Raw genomic sequence first — 18,758 nt, 5'->3', positions numbered from 1 at the left:
CATCACCGCCCTGGATCACGTCGTTGCCGCGGCTGCCCTGGATCCGGTCGTTGCCGGCCCCGCCGGCCATGAAGTCGCCCGAGGCACCCGGTTGCCCGCTGCCCTCCAGGAAGTCGCTGCCGTCGCCCCCCATCAGCCGGTTCGCACCGCTGCCCCCGGACAGGAGGTCGTCGCCGGCACCGCCAGCCAGCACGTCGTTGCCGGCCTCGCCGAACAGCCGGTCGTCGCCGGCCTCGCCCATCAGCACGTCGTCGCCCTCGGCGCCGTGGACCACATCGTCACCGCCGCCCAGGCGGAGCATGTCGGCCGCCGAGGTCGCCACGATCTCGTCGCCGCCCTCGGTCGGGCGGCGCATGAAATCATCGACGGTCAGCTCCTGGATGCCGTCCAGCAGCAGGGTGGAGGGCCCCAGCGGATCGAACCGGTCGGCATGGTGGAACCGCGCCAGCGCCGCGATGTCGATCAGCAGGCCGTCGTCCTGCAGCACCACGCCCCGGTCACCCCCGTCGATCACCCCGTCGCCATTGTTGTCCAGCTCGGCCAGGCCCAGCGTCGTGCCATTCGAGAGCGAGATCCGGCCGAACAGATCCTCGCCATGAGTGAAGTCACGCACGACCAGGCTGCCGAAGCCGGGAAAGGTGAGATCCTCGCCGCCGCCCCGTGATCCCTGCAGCTCGAACGTGTCGGCGCCCGCACCCAGCGTGATGGTCACGTTCTGCGCGCCCCGGATGCTCTCGACCCGGACCACGTCGTCGCCCGCCCCGCCATCCAGCAGGTCGCTGCCCAGGACCACCAGCACGTCGTCGCCAGCGCCACCCAGCAGCCGGTCGGCGCCCGCATCGCCCTGCAGCGTGTCGTTCCCGAGGCCGCCATCCAGCGTGTCGGCACCCTCCCCGCCCTCGAGAAGATCGTCGCCGGCATCGCCGAACAGCCGGTCGTCGCCGAGACCGCCCGCGATCCGGTCGTCGCCGTCCAGGCCATGGATGAGGTCGTTGCCCGAGCTGCCGGCCAGCTCGTCGTCATCGGCGCTCGGATGGTCGGCGAAGTCGCCGGCCTCCAGCGCGCCGATGTGCAGGAGCCGCAGCGTGGATGGGCCCTGCACCTCCGACAGCCCGAACGCCTCCTTGGCGACGCTGGCCAGATCGATGCGCAGGGCGCCATCATCCAGCTCCACCCCGGGGTCCGCGGCATCGATCCGGCCGTCGCCATTGCCGTCGAGCTCGGCGAAGCTGATGGTCCGCCCGTAGCCGTCGGTGATGCCGCTCAGCGTATCCTCGCCCCGGGTGAAGTCGTGGACGACGACGCTGCCGATCGCGTGCCAGTTCTCCGGCGGCGGCGGCGAGGACGTGGGCTCCGACCAGTTCTCCCACCGTTCCGGGTCGGTATAGTAGGCCTGGGCGACCACGAGCAGCCGGTCCCGGCCCGCTCCCAGCTCGATATCGACAGCCGACGCCACACCGGCTTCGGCGGAGAACTCGATCCGGTCGTCGCCGACACCGGCCTCGACCCGGCTCTCGCCAGCCCCTGCCCGGATGACGTCGTCGCCGCTGCCGCCGATGAGGCGGCCAACCCCCTGCAGGACGTCGTCCCCCTCGTCGCCGCGGATCTCGTCCCGACCGGTGACGCCGTCCAGGAAGTCGTCGTCAGGCCCGCCGGCGATCGTGTCGTCGCCGGCACCGCCCAGGATCCGGTCATTGCCCGGACCGCCGGACAGGGCGTCGTCGCCGCGGCCGCCATCGAGCACGTCGTCGCCGGCACCGCCATCGATGCGGTCGTCGCCCGTGCTGCCGGTGATGATGTCGTCACCGTCCGTGGGCTGGGCCAGGAAATCGCTCTGGTCGAGGAAGGTGATGCCGTCCAGGCGCAGGCTGGCCGGCCCGTCCACCCGGACCTCGTACACCCGCTCCGCCATGGCGGCGAAGTCGATCGACAGCCCTTCGGCCGTCACCGTGACCTCCGCATCGGCGCCGTCGATCCGTCCGTCGCCGCTCGTGTCGAGCTCGGCAAAGCCGAGCGGCCGGTCGTAGAGCTGCGCGTCCACCAGTTCCACGGAGACCATCCGGTCCTCGCCGCGGGTGAAGTCGCGGATCACATGCGTGCCGAAGCCCTGCCAGACCGTGGGCACCTGCCCCTCGACATACTCGGCGGTCGTGCCGAACACGGCCTCGAGCCGGTCGCTGCCGGCGCCGAAGGTGATCTCCGAGCGGCCGGCCTGGAACAGGGGATCGACCTTGATCAGGTCGTCACCGGGCCCGGCGTCGATCCGGCCGTTGCCGTCGCCGGCGCGGATGAACCTCATGCCGCTGGTGTCGTCCGCCATGCTGCCCGCCCTGCCTCAGCCGCCCGTCATAGCCGTTGCGCATGGTGGAAGCATCTTCATCTTCCGGCAATACGCTTGGCCGATGCCGCGACCGGCATCCGGGGGAACCGGGCTTGCCGGGCCAGGAGGAAGCGACCAGTTCCTCAACATCATCCTCTGGATGATGACCATGTGCGGCGGCCGGGATGACACCGATGGACCTCGTCATCGACTTCCTGAACGAGATCTTCTGGGGCTATGTCCTGGTCTATGGCCTATTGGCCGTGGGCATCTACTTCACGCTCCGCCTGGGCTTCGTGCAGATTCGCATGTTCCCGGAAATGATCCGGTCGGTGATCGGCGCGAAGGAGGAGGACAAGGCCGGCATCACCCCGTTCCAGGCGCTGTGCACCAGCCTCGCCTCGCGGGTGGGCACCGGCAACATCGCCGGCGTGGCCGTCGCGCTCTATCTGGGCGGCCCGGGGGCGATCTTCTGGATGTGGATGGTGGCGGGGGTCGGCATGGCCACCGCGTTCGCCGAGAGCACGCTGGCCCAGCTCTACAAGATCCGCGACGACGAGGGCCGCTACCGCGGCGGACCGGCCTTCTACCTGGCCCGCGGCCTCCGCGCGCGCTGGGCCGGCCTGATCTTCTCCGTCTGCCTGATCCTGTCGTTCGGCCTGGTGTTCAACGCCGTCCAGGCCAACTCGATCGCCGATGCGGCCCTGGGCGCGTTCGGCCTGCCCAAGCTCGTCACCGGCGTGTTCGTGGCGGCACTCACCGCGGTGATCATCTTCGGCGGCATCCAGACGATCGCCCGGGTCGCCGAATATGTCGTGCCGTTCATGGCCGCGGCCTATGTGGCGGTCGCCGCCTACGCCCTGATCATCAATATCGGCGAGGTGCCTGCCATGCTCGCCCTGATCGTGCGCAGCGCGTTCGGGCTGGAGGAGGTGGCTGGCGGGGTCACGGGCGGCATGATGGCGGCCCTGATGAACGGGGTGCGGCGCGGCCTGTTCTCCAACGAGGCCGGGATGGGCAGCGCCCCCAACATCGCCGCGGTCGCCACGCCCGACCCGCACCACCCGGTCAGCCAGGGCCTGGTGCAGTCGCTGGGCGTGTTCATCGACACGCTCGTGATCTGCACCGCCACCGCCCTGCTGATCCTCCTGTCCGGCGTGCTCGACCCGACCTCGGGCGTGACCGGTACCCAGCTCACCCAGGAGGCGGTCAGCCATCACATCGGCGGGTTCGGCCACAGCTTCATCGCGATCGCGATCTTCTTCTTCGCCTTCACCTCGATCATCGGCAACTACGCCTATTCCGAGAACGCGATGACCTTCCTGGGCCTGGGCCACAAGGGACCGGTGACGGTGCTGCGGATCGCCGTGTTGCTGATGGTGCTCTGGGGTGCCTATGAGAGCGTCGCCACCGTGTTCAACGCCGCGGACGCCTCGATGGGGCTGATGGCGACCATCAACCTCATCGCGATCCTCCTCCTGTCCGGCATCGTGATCCGGCTGCTCCGGGACTACACGCAGCAGCGCCGGGCCGGAAAGAAGCCCGTCTTCCTGGCCAGCCAGATGCCGGAGCTGGCCGGCCAGATCGACGCGGAGATCTGGACGCGGAAGTAAGGATATCGGTCCTCGAACGGTACGGTTCAGCCGAATCCGGAACTGCATGACTGCAGCCAGTGCATCTCATGCAGTTCCTGGCTTCCTCCACTTCTGCTTGACCTGGATGTCGGCTGTTCGGAAATCTGTCCGAAAGCGGCTTCTCTTGACGAGGTCGGCCCGGGGAGGAACGAGTGGATCGCCCAGGATGTCCTCGACGCAGCCCCCGTCCGTCTCACCCATGACGGCTTCGCCGCCGGACGAATCGACCAGGGCCTGAGGGAGTTCTGCCGGCGCCTCGTCGAAGCCGCCTATCGGGCCATCCTGTCCGATCCGCAGCGGCGCCAGAACCTGTTGCCTGAGCTGACAGTCCAGACCGCGGCTGGCGTCGCGCGGGTGGAGGACAAGCTGGACAGCCTGCTGCGCCGCCTCGAAGCGGAAAAGGGTATCCCGATCGCCGTCCTCCAGGGAATCCTGCGCCGCTTCGATGCCAAGAACCACGTTCCTGACGACCCGGCCGAGTTGCAGCGGCGTCTGGAAGAACAGGCCGACGAGTATCTCCGTCTGCTGGCGCGCTGGGAAAGCCTGTTCTCGGACGATCCCGCCGTCACCGAAGTGCGAGACGCCGAAAGGGAAGCGATCGAGCGGGGCGAATTCGAGTGGGCAGACCAGCTTCTGGAAGAGGCGACCGATCTGGATCTGGCAGCGGCGAGCCGGCTGGTCGCCGCCGCCCGGGCGAAACAGCGCTCTGCTGCGGAGAGCCTGGTGCTGCGCGGTGAGACGGCGCATCTTGCCCTGGATTATCCGGCTGCCGCTCGCCACTGCGGCTCGGCTCATCGCAGGCTTTGATCCGGCGAAGCGGATGGAACTGGATTTCCGGACCGCGAAGACGCTGTACGATCAAGGCAACAAGTTCGGTGACAACGCAATCCGGCGCTGGTCGCCGTCACCGCTACCTACCGTAGCATCCTACTGGACTGTCCCCGCGAGCGCGTGCCCCTGGACTGGGCCATGACCCAGAACAATCTCGGCAATGCCCTGCAGACGCTGGGGGAGCGTCGGAGCGACCGCAAAATGCTGGAGCAAGCGCTGGTATGCGTAAGCAATGCCCGCTTCCCCCTGACGGATCCTCACCGATCCGCCGGCATCTCCGTCCCCTGCTCCGCCGCCTTCTCCGCGTCCTTCATCCGCTTGGTGTTGTCCAGGGCGAACGGCCAGATCAGGCCGATCACGATCGCCACCACCACCACCGCCAGGATGATCGCGCGGTTGCGCGTCTGCGTGCTCATCGTCGAGAGATCCAGCTAAGCGAAGGTCAGATCAGGCGGGAGCCGGCATGGGCCGCCTCGTGGTCGAGCAGCCAGCGCTTGCGCGGCAGCCCGCCGCCATAGCCGCCGAGCTTGCCGTCATGGGCGATCACGCGGTGGCAGGGCACGATGATCGAGACCGGGTTGCGGCCATTGGCGGCACCGACCGCGCGGAAGCCCGCCTGGCTCGCCACCAGCCCTGCGAGCTGCTTGTAGGAGATCGTGGTCCCGTAGGGAATCGTCATGAGCGCGTCCCAGACCCGACGCTGGAACGGCGTGCCGTCCAGCCGCAGCGGCAGGTCGAAGTGGATCAACTCACCGGCGAAATAGGCCTTCACCTGCCGGCTGGCTTCCTGCAGCAGCGGCGTGGCGCACGGCTCGGCGGCAAACCCCTGCTCTTCCCCGGTGAACAGGCCGACCAGCACCTCGCCATCGCCGATCAGCCGCACTGGCCCCACCGGCGTGGTCAGCGTCGCCATCTCCATCCTGCCCGGCCTCCCGCCCGGCCTCCTGCCCGATACGCGTGACAGGTTCTCGCAGGCGGGCCCGCCCTTGTCGAGCGGGATCGGCCGGGCCCGTCCGGCGCTGCAATCCGACATCGGATGGCCGCTGGGGAATGAAGCCGGCGGGCCGGCTCAGCGCCATTGCGCCCCCCGCCGGGCGCGCCGGCGGGCGGAGGCGGCGGTCCGCACCGGCGGCGGCACTGAAGCAGGCTCGTCGGCGGGCTGGGCCTGGGCCTGATGGTCGTGGACGAACTCCGCGACGAACAGCTGCCGGGCACGGTAATCGCAGGACAGGCCGCGCATGGCGCACCAGCGCGGGAAGTCGAACAGGTCCAGCGTGGCCTTCACCGGGACCGCACCCATCTCCTCGATACGCGCCATGCCCTCATTGGCCTCGCTCAGCCACTGGTCGAACGTGTCGGGTAGCTGCCGCCCGTCCGGGAACAGCCTGCGCAGCTCGTCGTAATGCTCCCGGCGATACCAGAGCACCCCGATTGCCCTTTCCATGACCCGCTCGCCCAGCCTTGTGCAGTCGAGCTGGATATGGCGGACAAGTTACCGAAGGTTCAAGGGGTTCTACTTGAACGTTCAGACGCACCTTTGGAAACTTCCAAGGAGCCCCTGGACAAGTTCTGTTATCCCCTCAGATGAATTTCCAGTGTTGCGGCTCAGCAGCCGGGCCTGACCAGCGGCACCGCCAGTTCACCCACCATCCGCTGGTCCTCGGGGTCCAGCTCGTTGCGCGCGGCCACCAGCAGCTCCGCCTGGCAGGGGCGCCGATGATCCTCCGCCACCACCCACTCCACCTCGGCGCGCGGATCGGCCGGTGCGATCATGGCGAACTTCCCCTCCGCCGCGCGACGAAAGAAGGTGAAGACCGGCTGACCGCTGCCGCCGGTGACCTCGGCCTGCAGCCGGACCGTCTGACCGGGCGCGATCGGCCCGGCTGGCTCGACCCGCAGCGCCACCGCGGTGATCGGCCGGGTCTCGGCCAGCGGCTCGCCGGGTGCCGTGAAGCTGCCCTCGGCCCGCCAGCTCGCCCATTCTTCGGCGGGACCTGCCACCGCGAACCGCTCATAGGGTGCAAGGCGCCGCGTGTGCGGGCGTACCGGCCCGCTCACCACGAAGGGCCGGCTGCCGTTCAGGGCGATCGGCGGATCGGGCAGGTCCAGCCGGCTCTGGCCATCGGGGCTCGTGGCCGCCGCCTCCAGCAGCGCGAAACTGTCCCGGTGATGGGTGGGAGTCCGGTCGGTCCTCATCGGACCGCCGGCACCCAGCGGCTTGATCGCCAGGGCCGGGCGGGCATAGCTCATGAGCTCGTTCCGCCCATAGGCCTCGGTGCGGGTGACCTGCGGCCCGGGCTTCCCGTCCGGCACGACGTTCAGCCCGGTATCCGACTGCAGGATCACCACGCTGCGCTCCAGCACGCCCAGCTCCCGCAGCCGCTCCACCAGCCCGCCGAACAGCCGGACCGCACAGGTGGCCTGGGCCAGATAGCTCGGCCAGTCGTCGGCCGCCTCCTGCCGGAGCCGGCAGTCGACATCGAACATGAACGGGCGGTGCGGCGGGTAGAAATGCAGGAACTGGTAGACCGGCCGGTCGGTCGCGACCCGGTAGCTGCCCGCCAGGTGCCGGGCGACCTCGCGGGACAGGACGACGTCGCGCTGGATCGGGGTCAGCTCCGGCAGGGCATCGTCCGCACGCGCCGGGATCAGCAGGGCTCCCTCCCGATAGACCGCGGGCTTCAGCACGGCCGGCGCCAGGCGCAGCAGCGCCAGGTTGCCCAGCAGGATCCGCTCCGAGGTCAAAAGGGCGGCGGGATCGCCTGCCTCGATCGCCACCCCCTCCTGGGCCGCCACCTGGTCGAGCGTGGCGCAGGCATGGGGCGCGCCCTCGCAGAACACGCCGCCGGGCGGCATGGCGCTGGCCTGGAAGCCGGCCTCGTGCAGGCGGGCCGGCAGGCTGTCCTGCGCCAGCCAGCGGCCGAACAGGGCGTTGGCCGGCTCGTCCGGCGGCACTGCCTCGTCGAAGTAGAAATGCTGGGCCAGCAGGCCGCCCAGCGAGATCGTGGTCCAGTTCGAATAGCCCATATGCTCGGGATAGACGGTGAACCCGTCGAAATGGCGGCGCAGCTCCGGATGGGCCGCCAGCACCTCGGTCAGCGCATCCGAACGCAGCGAATCGAACATCACGTGGATCACGTTGAAATCGCTGGAGAGCTCGGTGATCGGGATCCGGCCGCCCGGCTCCGCGCCCGGCTTCGTCCAGTAGGCCTGCGCCGGCACCAGGGCCGAAGCCGCCGCCCACAGGCCCAGGATCGCTACGACGCTGCCGGCATGCGCCGCGATCCGGCGCCGGCCGAACCAGGCCGCCGCCAGCACCAGGGCGATCACCGCCAGTTCGACGGCCGCACGCACCGGCGGCACCGACAGGCTGTGCTGGGCGCCATCCAGCACCATGCCCTCGCCCTGGCCGAAGATCTGGCTGCAAAGGAGCAGCACCACCGTGCCGGCGAGGCAGGCCACCAGCACGTGGCGCGACCAGCCGGTGAGCAGGCCCAGCAGGACCGCCGCCACCCAGACCAACAGGAAGGCAAAAGCGAACGGCGCCAGCACCGCCGGTGCGGGTGAAGCGAACTGACCGGCATTGGGTGCGTGCACCGCGATCGCGGGCAGGAGGCAGAGGGCGAAGGCGAACAGGCCGGCCGCAACGACCTGGCAGAGGATCTTCATATGGCCGGCGAGCCCCGGGAGATGATGTGGACGAAGCAGGCCCGGTCCGGTCAGGCGGTGCGTTCCGCCTGCGCCTGGGCGATCGTCTGGATGCGCCCGATCATGGCGTAGAGCCCGTTGGAGCGCGACGGGGTCAGATAGCGCTCCAGCCCGATCTCCTTCAGCACCTCGGGCGGATTGGCCAGGATCTCGGCGGGTGGCAGCCGGTCATAGAGCCTGAGCAACAAGGCGATCAGCCCCTTGACCAGGATCGCGTCGCTTTCCGCATGGAAGTGCAGCCGGTCGCCCTCCATGGTGCCGACCATCCAGACCTGGCTCTGGCAGCCCTGGACGCGCGAGGCGTCGGTCTTCAGCGCCGGCTCCATGGGCGGCAGCGCCTTGCCCAGGTCCATGACGTTCTCGAGCTTGTCGCGCCAGTCGTCGAACAGGGCGAACTCGTCGCGCAGTTCCTGGGCACGTTCGGCAAAACTCGTCACGATGGCTGCACAACTCCTCTTCCCGTGGCGCGCCGCAGGCGGCATGTCCAGCCACGGACTAGCCGCGGACCCGTGTCGATGCCCCCACGTCTTCTGATCGTCCAGAATAATCTGGAGAGCCCGGCCGGGATCGTCCAGGAAGAGGCCGCCCGTTGCGGCATCGAATCGACCCTGCTTATGGGCTCGCCTGACCTCGTCCTGCCGGCGGATGCCGCCCGGCATGACGGGCTCCTGATCCTGGGCGGGACCATGAACTGCCTGGCCGACGACCAGTGCCCCTACTTCCCGCCCCTTCTGGAGTTGGCCCGCCGCATGGACGATGAGGGCCGCCCGGTCATGGGCATCTGCCTGGGTGCCCAGCTCCTGGCCCGCGCCTGGGGCGGCACGCCCCGGATCGGCGGCGCGCCGGAATATGGCTTCGTGTCCCTGGAGCCGACCGAAGCCGCCGTCGACGACCCGCTCCTGTCCGACGTGCCGTCCGGTACGCATTTCATGCAGTGGCACGACGACACCTACGACCTGCCGCAGGGCGCCACCCTCCTGATGCACAGCGCCACCTGCAGGAACCAGATCTGGCGCGCCGGCAACGTCACCTGGGCCTTCCAGGCCCATATCGAGGTGACCCCGTCCATCCTGGTCGCCTGGGGCCTGATCCGCCAGAAGCTCACCGGCGACGCCGAAGCACCTGTCCTCCTGCGCGCCGCCTCGGACCGCCACCTGCCCGAGGCCGACCGTGCCGCCCGGATCGTCGCGACCCGGTTCGCCGAGGAGATCCTGGCGGGCGCCCGCCGGCGCCGCCAGGCCGCCTGACGCCGGCCTAGAGCGCCGGCGGCTTGCCCGTCTTTACCTTCGCCTTGCTGGCCACCCAGTCCATCACCGCCAGCAGCACGCCCGAGAGCACGAAGACCATGTGGATGGTCACCATCCAGCGCAGGTCGCTGGGGGACATGGTCGACACGTTCATGAACGACTTCAGCAGGTGGATGCCCGAGATCGCGACGATGGACGCGATCAGCTTCAGCTTCAGCCCGCCGAAGTCGACCGTGCCCATCCATGGCGGCCGGTCCTTGTCCTCCACGTCGATCCGGCTCACGAAGTTCTCGTAGCCGCTGAAGATCACGATCAGCACGAGGTTGCCGGCCAGCGACAGGTCGATCAGCGTCAGCACCATCAGGATGACGTCGGTCTCCTTCATCTGGTGGATGCCGGCCACGAAATGGGCCGTCTCCAGCAGGAAGGTGTAGAGCAGCATCATGAGGGCCACGATCAGGCCCAGATAGAAGGGCGCCATCAGCCAGCGGCTGGCGAACATCAGGCGCTCGAGCGAGCGTTCCAGCATCGCAACTCCGGTCTCGAAAGCAGGCAGCTCGGATGAACGGGCGGGTCAGACGCCCACGGTTTCTACAGCTTGGCGGGACAGGCTCGGCTCGTGCAGCAGCAGGTCGCGCGCCACCCGCCGGCAGGTCGTCTGGCCCAGCACATAGGTCCTGAAGTCCCAGGCCAGGATCCGGCCGAACGCCTCGTCCAGCACGTTCAGCCCGCCGGTGAAGGCGCCGAAGGCCGGCAGCACCAGTCGGCGGCCGTCGGTGACGAAGCAGCCGAGCCGGGCGGTGCGCCGGCCCAGCCGCAGCTTGGCCCGCGGGTGAAGGTGCCCGACGATCTCGATGCAATTGCTGGCTTCTTCCGGCTCGTGGCGCAGGACCAGCTCCCCGAATGCCACCTCGCCCACCCCGGTGCCACCCAGCTCCGCAGGCGGCTCCGGATCATGGTTGCCGCGGACCCATAGCCATTCCCGTGCGCAGGTCATCCGGCGCAGGCGCCCCGCCAGTTCGGGCGGCAGCCGCCTTGGCCCCTCGCGGTCATGGAAGCCGTCGCCCAGGCTCACCACGATCTCCGGCGCCAGCCGTTCCAGCGCCAGTTCCAGCCGCTCGATCGTGGCGACCGTGTCGTGGGGCGGCAGCATGACCCCGCGCCGCGCGAACGCCGCCCCCTTCTCCAGATGGAGATCGGCCACCACCAGCATGCGCCGCTTCGGCCAGAACAGGACGCCCGCCGGGTCCAGCAGCAGCAGCTCGCCGGCCAGGACCAGCTCAGCCGGCCGCACGCATCGCCCCCGGCTCATCCATCCGCTCAAGCGACATCCGCATCGCCCTGCAACTCAATCTCTTCTTCCGGCGCCATCGCCTCGTCGATCAGTTCCTCGGCATGCCGGTCCAGCAGCATGTCGATATCGGCCTCGCCCACCCGCTCGCGCCCGATCTGGAGCATCACCGGCACCGCCAGCGGGCTCACCCGCGGGAGGCGCTTGTGCATGATCCGGCCCTGGACCGCCACCAGCATGTCGGCCAGGCGGCGGATGTCGGTGAGGCCGGCCGCCGCCTCGTTGCGGGTGGCGCGCAGCAGCACGTGGCCGGGCTCGTACTTGCGCAGCACGTCGTAGATCAGGTCGGCGTTGAACGTCACCTGCCGGCCGGTCTTCTCCTGGCCGGGATGGCGTCGCTCGATCAGGCCCGCCACCACCGCGACGTTGCGGAAGGTCCGGCGCAGCATGGAGCTTTCCGCCATCCAGGCTTCCAGGTCGTCGCCCAGCATGTCGACGTCGAACAGGGCCTCCAGGTCGGTGGCCTCGTGGCCCGACCAGATCGAGATCGCGTAGTCCGAGGCGACGAAACCATGCGGTTCCAGCCCGGCCCGCTGCATCCTGCGTGTGAGCAGCATGCCCAGCGTCTGGTGCGCGTTGCGGCCGGCGAACGCATACGCCACCAGGAACCAGCGCTTGCGGTAGCTGAAGGTCTCGACCAGCAGCCCGTCATCGGGTGGCAGGGCCGAGCGGCGCACCTGATGGTGCAGCCATTCGCGCACCGGCTCCGGGAAGCGGTGCCAGCTCTCCGGCTCGCCCAGCATCCGGCGGACCCGGGCGGCGAGATAGGTGCTGACCGGGAACTTGCTGCCGCCATAGAGCGGGATCTCGGCCTTGCCCGCGTCCTTGGCGACTTTGGTCTGCACGTCGTGCTCGCGGATGCCCAGGAACTCCAGCACCTGACCCGCGAAGATGAAGGTGTCGCCCGGCGTCAGCGTGCGGATGAAGAACTCCTCGACCTCGCCCAGCGTGCGGCGGCCCTGCTTCACCCGCAGCACCGGCGCCTCGACGATCACCCCGACATTCATCCGCCACTGCCGGGCGATCCGCGGATCGGCGAGCTTCAGGCTCCCGTCGGGGAGCGGCACCAGCCGCCGGTAGCGCTCGTAGCCGCCCAGCGCATAGCCGCCATCGATGCAGAACTGCACGACGTCATCGAAGTCCTTGCGGCTGAGCTGGCGATACGGCTCCGCCCGGATCACCTCGGCATAGAGCTGATCCGGCAGGAACGGTCCGGAACAGGCCACGCCCAGCACGTGCTGGGCCAGCACGTCCAGGCCCGGCAGCAGGGTCACGCCAGTGTCGAGGTCGCCCTCGCGCACCGCCTCCTGGGCGGCCACGCATTCCAGGAACTCGAACCGGTTGGCCGGCACCAGCACGGCGCGCGACGGCTCGTCCATCCGGTGGTTGGCCCGGCCGATCCGCTGCACCAGCCGCGCCACGCCCTTGGGCGCCCCGATCTGCAGGACCAGGTCGACATCGCCCCAGTCGATGCCGAGGTCCAGCGAGCTGGTGCAGACCACCGCGCGCAGCTTGCCGGACGTCATCGCCGCCTCGACCCGCTTGCGCTGCTCGACCGACAGGGAGCCGTGGTGCAAGGCGATCGGCAGCCCGTCCTCGTTGGCCCGCCAGAGGGCGGCGAACAGGACTTCGGCGGAGGAGCGGGTGTTGGTGAACAGGAGGCTGGTCCGTGCAGTCCGGATCAGCCGGTAGATCGCGTCCACCGCGAACAGGCCGAGATGGCCGGACCAGGGCACATAAGCGTCCGGCACCAGCATGGTCACCTCGGGCTCGGCACCGGGCTCGCCCTGGACGACCACGGCACGCTCCGGGTCGGGCGAGAGGAAGCGGAGGAGGCCCGGCGGATCGGCCACGGTCGCCGAAAGCCCACAGAAGCGCGCCTGCGGCGCCAGGCCGCGCAGCCGGGCCAGGCCGAGCGAGAGCATCTGCCCGCGCTTGGTCTCGGCCAGCGCGTGCAGCTCGTCGACGATCACCGCGTCCAGATGGGCGAAGCGCTCGGCGGCATCGGTCCAGGACAGCATGAGCGCCAGCGATTCCGGGGTGGTCAGCAGGATGTCCGGCGGCCGGCGCTTCTGCCGGGCCCGGCGGTTCTGCGGCGTGTCGCCGGTGCGGGTCTCGACCGTGACCGGCAGTTCCGCCTCCTCGATCGGGCGCACGAGATTGCGTGCCACGTCGGCGGTGAGTGCCTTGAGCGGCGAGATGTAGAGCGTGTGCAGCCGCGGCACCGGCGCAGGCCCGCGGCGGGTGAGCGCCATCAGGCTCGGCAGGAAGCCGCCCAGCGTCTTGCCGCCGCCGGTGGGCGCGATCAGCAGCGCATCCTTCCCGGCCATGGCCGCCTCGATCATGCCGATCTGGTGGCTGCGCAGAGCCCAGCCCTGCCGGTCCAGCCAGGCCTGCAGTGCCGGCGGCAGGAGGCCGGCCAGCGCCGCGTCACCCTCTGGTGTCGATTCGGCCGGAAACTCTCGCTTCAATTCATCATGCCGATCGTTTACCAACCTATGGTAGATGTCGCTCCCGGGGAGCAAGCTGGTGGTCGGTCTGTTCTACCTCCTGGTGGGCCTGGGCGCGCTGGTCGCCGGCACCGGCGCGCTCCTGGCGATCCCCGACCCCCTGCTGCGAGCCACCGTGGCACCGGTGGCCGTGACCCTGCTCCTGCTGGCCTCTGGCGGCCTCCTGCTCCTGCACCGCGAGCGGCGCCTGACCAGCCCGGCCGCCACGGCGCACCGGCGGCCGGCCGCACCGGAAGATGATGTGCCGCATCAGCCAGCACCAGGGCCGGCACCGGAATTGCCGGTCGGCCGGCACCAGGAGCCCCTGCTGGTCCTGACCGAGCCGCTCGGACTGGATGAGGCGGACCAGGCCGCCCGCCGCACCGGACCCGACGACACTTTCTGCACAAACGAACCCGAGACTGCCTTTTGTCCAAACGAACCCGAGGCCGCCCCGCCGGCACCGGACAAGGCAGCGCGCTTTGGCTTCAACCTGTTCCGGCGCGAGCCGCAGCCGCGTGACCGGCGCATCGCAGCCGCGCCGGCCCGTCCCGCCGAACCGCTGCCGCTGCTGCGAAACGAACCCGAGCCGGATAGCTTCGTCCTGCCGCCGCCCTCGCCCCGCCTGCTGGCGGAAATCGACGCTGCCGCGGATTTGCTCGACAACCCGGACAGCCGGACCCATTCGGTGGCCCGGGCGGTCGAGCGCGGCGAACTCGAGCCGGTGTTCCTGCCGGTGGTGAGCCTGCCGCAGCGCCGGCGCCGGGTGGTGCGGATCCGGCTGGAGTGCCGCCACCTGGATGTCGCCTGCGATCCGCACGACCTGCTGCCGCCCGGCCCGGGCCCACTACGCGCCGCCCTGGATCTGGAACTGCTTCATGCTGCGGTGAAGGCCTGCGCCCGAGCCAGGCCCGGCAGCGAGAACCTGCCGGTTCTGGCCTGGCTCTCGATCGCGTCCTTTGCTGCCGAGGAGGCACTGGCGGCACTGCGCGTCCTGCTGGATCGGCACCGCCAGGGCTCGACCCCGCTCCAGGTCGTGCTCGACCAGTGGCCGACCGAGCGGTCCGGACTGGAGCTGGTGGCCCTCCTGCGCGGGGCCGACGTCACGATCGGGCTGGAACTTTGCCAGCGGCCCTATCTGTCGCCGGACGCGATCACCGGCCGGCGGATCGGCATGGTGGCCCTTTCAGCCGGGCTGGTCCGCGCTGCTGCACTGGAAGCCTACGACACCGACCTGATCCGCGACCTGAAGCGCCTGGAGCGCGCGGGCGTCACCGTGCTGGTGACCGGAATCGGCGACGAGCGGACCCTGGCCGAGGTCCTGGACTATCCGGTCGGCCTCGGTAGCGGCCGGCTGTTCGGCCGGATCGGCTGACGATCGGGCGGGGCTGTCCTGCGTTCGAGGGTGTGACCTTCCGCCGTCAACTCTGCTAGAGGTCGCCGCGCGCGCCCGTGGGTCACGGGCGCCTGTCCCGTTTTGGAAGCGCAGGTCGGTCTCATGCAGGAGCTCTATCAATCGGCCAAGGCCTGGCCGTTCGTCGAGGCACGCCGCATCGTCGAGCGGATCACGAAGCGCCCGCCGAAGAAGGGCTTCGTCCTGTTCGAGACCGGCTATGGCCCGTCGGGCCTGCCGCATATCGGCACGTTCGGCGAGGTGTTCCGCACCACGCTGGTGCGCAACGCCTTCCGCCTGCTCCGCCCGGACATGCCGACCGAACTCTACGCCTTCTCCGACGACATGGACGGGCTGCGCAAGGTTCCGGACAACATCCCGGACGGCGAGATGGTGGCCCGGCACCTGGGCAAGCCGCTGACCGACATCCCCGACCCGTTCGGCACGCACGAGAGCTTCGGCCACCACATGAACGCCCGGCTGCGCGCGTTCCTGGACCGGTTCGGCTTCGCCTACACCTTCCAGTCCGCCACCGAGCTCTACCGCTCCGGCCGGTTCGATCAGGCCCTGCTGCGCGCGTTGGAGGTCCATGACGAGCTGGTCCGGATCGTCACCCCGATCCTGGGTGCCGAGCGTGCCGCCACCTACAGCCCGTTCCTGCCCCGCTCGCCGAAGTCCGGGAAGATCCTCCAGGTGAAGATCGAGGAAGTGAAGCGGGATGCCGGCACGGTCGTGTTCCGCGACGAGGACGGCACGCTCACCGAGGTCCCGGTCACCGGTGGCAACTGCAAGCTCCAGTGGCGCGCCGACTGGGCGATGCGCTGGTACGCGCTGGACGTCGACTACGAGATGTCGGGCAAGGACCTGATCGATTCGGTCAAGCTCGGCTCGCAGATCTGCCGGGCGCTGGGCGGTGTGCCGCCGGAGAACCTGACCTACGAGCTGTTCCTGGACGAGCAGGGCCAGAAGATCAGCAAGTCCAAGGGCAACGGGCTCACCATCGACGAGTGGCTGCGCTACGCCACCCCGGAGAGCCTGCAGCTCTTCCTCTACCGCGACCCCAAGGCCGCCAAGCGCCTGTACTTCGACGTGATCCCAAAGCATGTCGACGAGTACCAGCAGCTCCTGGAAGCCTATCCCGACCAGGACGACAAGGCGAAGCTGGGCAACCCGGTCTGGCACATCCATGCCGGCGACCCGGTGGTGACGAAGCTGCCGATCAGCTTCGCCATGCTCTTGAACCTGGCCTCGGTGGTGAATGCCGAGGAGCCGCAGGTGATCTGGGGCTATATCAGCCGCTACGCGCCGGGCACCACGCCCGAGAACGCGCCGGAACTGGCCAGGCTCGTCGAGCATGCGGTCGCCTACTACCAGGACTTCGTGAAGCCCGAGAAGAAGTACCGCCAGCCCACCGAGCAGGAGCGCGCGGCCCTTCAGGAACTGCACGACGTGCTGGCCACCCTGCCCGAGGGGACGGACGGCGAGGCGATCCAGAACGAGGTCTATGCGATCGGCAAGAATCACGGCTTCGAGCCGCTGCGCGCCTGGTTCTCGGCCCTCTACGAAGTGCTGCTCGGCCAGAGCCAGGGCCCGCGCTTTGGCAACTTCGCCGCCCTCTACGGCGTTGCTGCCACGCGCTCCCTGATCACCCAATCCCTGGCAGGCCTGCCCCGTGGCTGATCGACCCCACTACGTCGCCCCTTCGCACCGCAACGCCTGGGTCCGGCCGGACGACCGCTCGACGGCCGGCCGCTCGCGCACCGGCGGTCCGGATGCCCGGATGATCGCGCTCGACATCCTGGAAGCCGTGCTCGGCCAGAGCTGGCGGACCATGGACGACGCGCTGGCGCTCCATCGCGGCCTGAACCATCTGGACCCGCGCGACCGCGCGTTCACCCGGATCCTGGTGACGACCGTGCTGCGCCATCGTGGCCAGATCGACGACGTGCTGGCGCGCTTCTGGCGCTTCCCGCCGCAGAAGTCGCGCGCCCTGCATCTGCTGCGCATAGGGGCCGCCCAGCTCCTGTTCCTGGGCACCCCCGCCCATGCCGCCCTGTCCGCCACCGTCCAGCTGGCCTATGGCCCGCTGGATCGCGAGCGCGGCATGATCAACGCGATCCTACGCAAGGTGGCCGAGGAGGGCCAGGCGATCCTGGCCGAGCAGGACGCCGGGCGGCTCAACACCCCGGAATGGCTCTGGTATTCCTGGGTGGAGGCCTATGGGGAGCCGACCGCATCGGCCATTGCCCTGGCGCACATGCAGGAGCCGCCGCTGGACCTGTCGGCCCGGGACGATGCCGCCTCGCTCGCCGAGATTCTGGGCGGCAAGCCGATGCCCGGCGGCACGGTGCGCATGCCCAACAGCGGCCAGATCGAGCGGCTGAAGGGCTATGGCGAGGGGCGCTTCTGGGTCCAGGACCTGGCGGCCAGCCTGCCCGCCCGCCTGCTGGGCCAGGTGAAGGGCCTGGACGTCCTCGACATGTGCGCGGCCCCGGGCGGCAAGACCGCCCAGCTCGCCGCTGACCATGCCCAGGTCACGGCGGTCGAGCAGGACCCGAACCGGGCCGAGCGCCTGCGCCAGAACCTGCGCCGCCTGCGGCTGGAAGCCGAGATCGTGGTGGGCGACGCCGCGCTGCTGCCCGAGAGCCGGCGCTGGCCGCGCGTCCTGCTGGATGCACCCTGCACCGCGACCGGCACGATCCGGCGCCATCCCGACGTCGCCTGGCACAAGCGCGCCTTCGACGTCACCCGGACCATGGACCTGCAGGCGCGTCTCTTGGACGGTGCTGCCCGGGTGACCGAACCGGGCGGGCTGCTGGTCTATGCGGTCTGCTCGCTCCAGCCCGAGGAAGGGCCGGTCCAGGTCGAGCGCTTCCTGGAGCGCAACGCGGGCTTCGAGCGCGTCCCGCTGGACCATGCCGAGTTGCCCGGCCTGGAGCCGTGCATCAACGACCAGGGCGACCTGCGCACCCTGCCCTGCCACCTCGCCGAGGATGGTGGCATGGACGGCTTCTACGCAGCGCGCCTGCGCCGCGTCTCCTGACCCTCCGCCTCAACTGGACATTCGCCTCATGGACGTCGTGCCGATCCGCTCCGCCCTGCTCTCGGTGAGCGACAAGACCGGACTCGTTGCCTTCGCCACCGCCCTGGCCGGCAAGGGCGTGCGCCTGCTCTCGACCGGCGGCACCGCCCGGGCGCTGCGCGAGGCCGGGCTCGACGTGACCGACGTTTCCGAGGTCACCGGCCATCCCGAGATCCTGGACGGCCGGGTCAAGACCCTGCACCCCAAGATCCATGGCGGCCTTTTGGGCCTGCGCGAGGATGACGAGCATCGCCGGCAGATGGCGGCGCACGGCATCGAGCCGATCGACCTCCTGGTCGTGAACCTCTACCCGTTCGAGGCCACGGTCACGTCGGGTGCCGGCTTCGCGGAATGCATCGAGAACATCGACATCGGCGGCCCGGCCATGGTGCGCGCGGCCTGCAAGAACCACGAGGCGGTCACGGTCGTCACCGACCCCGCCCAGTACGAGCGGGTGACCGCCGAGCTGGCGGCCCATGGCGGCACCACGCTCGGCACCCGCCGCCGGCTGGCGCTGGAAGCCTACGCCTCGACCGGCGCCTATGACGCCGCGATCACCGCTTGGCTGTCCCGCCAGCTCGACGACACAGCACCCCTGCCGCAGCTCCCGCTGGGCGGCCGCCTCAGGCAGGCCCTGCGCTACGGCGAGAACCCGCACCAGCAGGCGGCCTTCTATGTCAGCGACCCGTCCGTGCCGGGCGTG

15 protein-coding genes and 1 pseudogene are annotated in these 18,758 nt (G+C 69.7%); 7 read left to right on the top strand and 9 right to left on the bottom strand.

The genetic code is table 11. From position 1 onward, the window contains the following. Positions 1-2,320 (bottom strand): calcium-binding protein (locus tag VNS22_RS01365; RefSeq protein ID WP_325728832.1); only part of this gene is annotated, 2,320 nt, incomplete at its 3' end. Between the two features lie 194 nt (positions 2,321-2,514). Here VNS22_RS01365 and VNS22_RS01360 point away from each other — a divergent pair. Both VNS22_RS01360 and VNS22_RS01355 read left to right on the top strand, forming a co-directional pair. Continuing rightward, positions 2,515-3,933 (top strand): sodium:alanine symporter family protein, encoded by a 1,419-nt coding sequence (locus VNS22_RS01360; protein ID WP_325728830.1) that lies wholly within the window; start codon positions 2,515-2,517, stop codon positions 3,931-3,933. Between the two features lie 333 nt (positions 3,934-4,266). Continuing rightward, positions 4,267-4,761: a hypothetical protein gene (locus VNS22_RS01355; protein ID WP_325728828.1), complete on the top strand. Its 495-nt coding sequence runs from the start codon at positions 4,267-4,269 to the stop codon at positions 4,759-4,761. 281 nt (positions 4,762-5,042) lie between these two features. Here the strand turns inward: VNS22_RS01355 and VNS22_RS01350 are convergent, their stop codons facing one another. The 5 genes from VNS22_RS01350 to VNS22_RS01330 all read right to left on the bottom strand — a co-directional run bounded on the left by VNS22_RS01350 (position 5,043) and on the right by VNS22_RS01330 (position 8,930). Further along, positions 5,043-5,201, bottom strand: a complete 159-nt coding sequence (locus VNS22_RS01350) for a hypothetical protein (RefSeq protein WP_159715844.1) — start codon at positions 5,199-5,201, stop codon at positions 5,043-5,045. A 26-nt stretch (positions 5,202-5,227) separates the two neighbouring features. Beyond that, positions 5,228-5,704, bottom strand: coding sequence for a methylated-DNA--[protein]-cysteine S-methyltransferase (locus VNS22_RS01345; protein WP_325728823.1), 477 nt, complete (start codon positions 5,702-5,704; stop codon positions 5,228-5,230). A 150-nt stretch (positions 5,705-5,854) separates the two neighbouring features. Further along, on the bottom strand, positions 5,855-6,229 hold the full coding sequence (locus tag VNS22_RS01340; RefSeq protein WP_325728820.1) for a hypothetical protein: 375 nt from the start codon (positions 6,227-6,229) through the stop codon (positions 5,855-5,857). 161 nt (positions 6,230-6,390) lie between these two features. Beyond that, positions 6,391-8,454 carry a hypothetical protein gene (locus tag VNS22_RS01335; RefSeq protein WP_325728818.1) on the bottom strand — a complete coding sequence of 688 codons (2,064 nt, stop codon included), beginning with the start codon at positions 8,452-8,454 and terminating at the stop codon, positions 6,391-6,393. A 50-nt stretch (positions 8,455-8,504) separates the two neighbouring features. Beyond that, on the bottom strand, positions 8,505-8,930 hold the full coding sequence (locus VNS22_RS01330; protein ID WP_325728816.1) for a SufE family protein: 426 nt from the start codon (positions 8,928-8,930) through the stop codon (positions 8,505-8,507). A 78-nt stretch (positions 8,931-9,008) separates the two neighbouring features. On the opposite strand from VNS22_RS01330, the gene VNS22_RS01325 reads away from it, so the two are divergent. Further along, positions 9,009-9,740: a type 1 glutamine amidotransferase gene (locus tag VNS22_RS01325; protein WP_325728814.1), complete on the top strand. Its 732-nt coding sequence runs from the start codon at positions 9,009-9,011 to the stop codon at positions 9,738-9,740. 7 nt (positions 9,741-9,747) lie between these two features. Here VNS22_RS01325 and VNS22_RS01320 read toward each other — a convergent pair whose 3' ends face one another. From VNS22_RS01320 to VNS22_RS01310, 3 genes are read right to left on the bottom strand one after another with little or no spacing between them, the layout of a single operon-like run. Next, entirely contained in the window at positions 9,748-10,269 is a 522-nt protein-coding gene (locus VNS22_RS01320; RefSeq protein WP_325728812.1) for a TIGR00645 family protein, read from the bottom strand. 45 nt (positions 10,270-10,314) lie between these two features. Then, on the bottom strand, positions 10,315-11,052 hold the full coding sequence (gene pdeM / locus VNS22_RS01315; protein WP_325728810.1) for a ligase-associated DNA damage response endonuclease PdeM: 738 nt from the start codon (positions 11,050-11,052) through the stop codon (positions 10,315-10,317). A gap of 8 nt (positions 11,053-11,060) precedes the next feature. Next, positions 11,061-13,562 (bottom strand): ligase-associated DNA damage response DEXH box helicase, encoded by a 2,502-nt coding sequence (locus VNS22_RS01310; RefSeq protein ID WP_325728809.1) that lies wholly within the window; start codon positions 13,560-13,562, stop codon positions 11,061-11,063. A gap of 58 nt (positions 13,563-13,620) precedes the next feature. Here VNS22_RS01310 and VNS22_RS01305 point away from each other — a divergent pair, with 58 nt between their 5' ends. From VNS22_RS01305 to purH, 4 genes and pseudogenes are all read left to right on the top strand, one after another. Then, positions 13,621-14,955: an EAL domain-containing protein gene (locus tag VNS22_RS01305; protein WP_325728807.1), complete on the top strand. Its 1,335-nt coding sequence runs from the start codon at positions 13,621-13,623 to the stop codon at positions 14,953-14,955. A gap of 123 nt (positions 14,956-15,078) precedes the next feature. Continuing rightward, the gene (locus VNS22_RS01300; RefSeq protein WP_325728805.1) at positions 15,079-16,653 is read left to right on the top strand and encodes a lysine--tRNA ligase; all 1,575 of its coding nucleotides are present in this window, start codon (positions 15,079-15,081) and stop codon (positions 16,651-16,653) included. Beyond that, positions 16,646-18,016, top strand: coding sequence for an RsmB/NOP family class I SAM-dependent RNA methyltransferase (locus VNS22_RS01295; protein WP_325728803.1), 1,371 nt, complete (start codon positions 16,646-16,648; stop codon positions 18,014-18,016). Before VNS22_RS01300 ends, VNS22_RS01295 begins: the two co-directional genes overlap by 8 nt. Before the next feature lie 28 nt (positions 18,017-18,044). Further along, a pseudogene (gene purH / locus VNS22_RS01290) lies at positions 18,045-18,758 on the top strand (bifunctional phosphoribosylaminoimidazolecarboxamide formyltransferase/IMP cyclohydrolase); the annotation flags it as partial.

The organism is Geminicoccus sp. (assembly GCF_035556675.1).
Taxonomy (GTDB): Bacteria; Pseudomonadota; Alphaproteobacteria; order Geminicoccales; family Geminicoccaceae; genus Geminicoccus.
This window is presented reverse-complemented; position numbering and strand designations above follow the sequence as displayed.

Coding starts and splice junctions, on each gene's coding strand:
- VNS22_RS01360 (WP_325728830.1), top strand. CDS start 2,515: ATGGACCTCGTCATCGACTTCCTGAACGAGATCTTCTGGGGCTATGTC.
- VNS22_RS01350 (WP_159715844.1), bottom strand. CDS start 5,201: ATGAGCACGCAGACGCGCAACCGCGCGATCATCCTGGCGGTGGTGGTG.
- VNS22_RS01345 (WP_325728823.1), bottom strand. CDS start 5,704: ATGGAGATGGCGACGCTGACCACGCCGGTGGGGCCAGTGCGGCTGATC.
- VNS22_RS01340 (WP_325728820.1), bottom strand. CDS start 6,229: ATGGAAAGGGCAATCGGGGTGCTCTGGTATCGCCGGGAGCATTACGAC.
- VNS22_RS01335 (WP_325728818.1), bottom strand. CDS start 8,454: ATGAAGATCCTCTGCCAGGTCGTTGCGGCCGGCCTGTTCGCCTTCGCC.
- VNS22_RS01325 (WP_325728814.1), top strand. CDS start 9,009: ATGCCCCCACGTCTTCTGATCGTCCAGAATAATCTGGAGAGCCCGGCC.
- VNS22_RS01320 (WP_325728812.1), bottom strand. CDS start 10,269: ATGCTGGAACGCTCGCTCGAGCGCCTGATGTTCGCCAGCCGCTGGCTG.
- pdeM (WP_325728810.1), bottom strand. CDS start 11,052: ATGAGCCGGGGGCGATGCGTGCGGCCGGCTGAGCTGGTCCTGGCCGGC.
- VNS22_RS01300 (WP_325728805.1), top strand. CDS start 15,079: ATGCAGGAGCTCTATCAATCGGCCAAGGCCTGGCCGTTCGTCGAGGCA.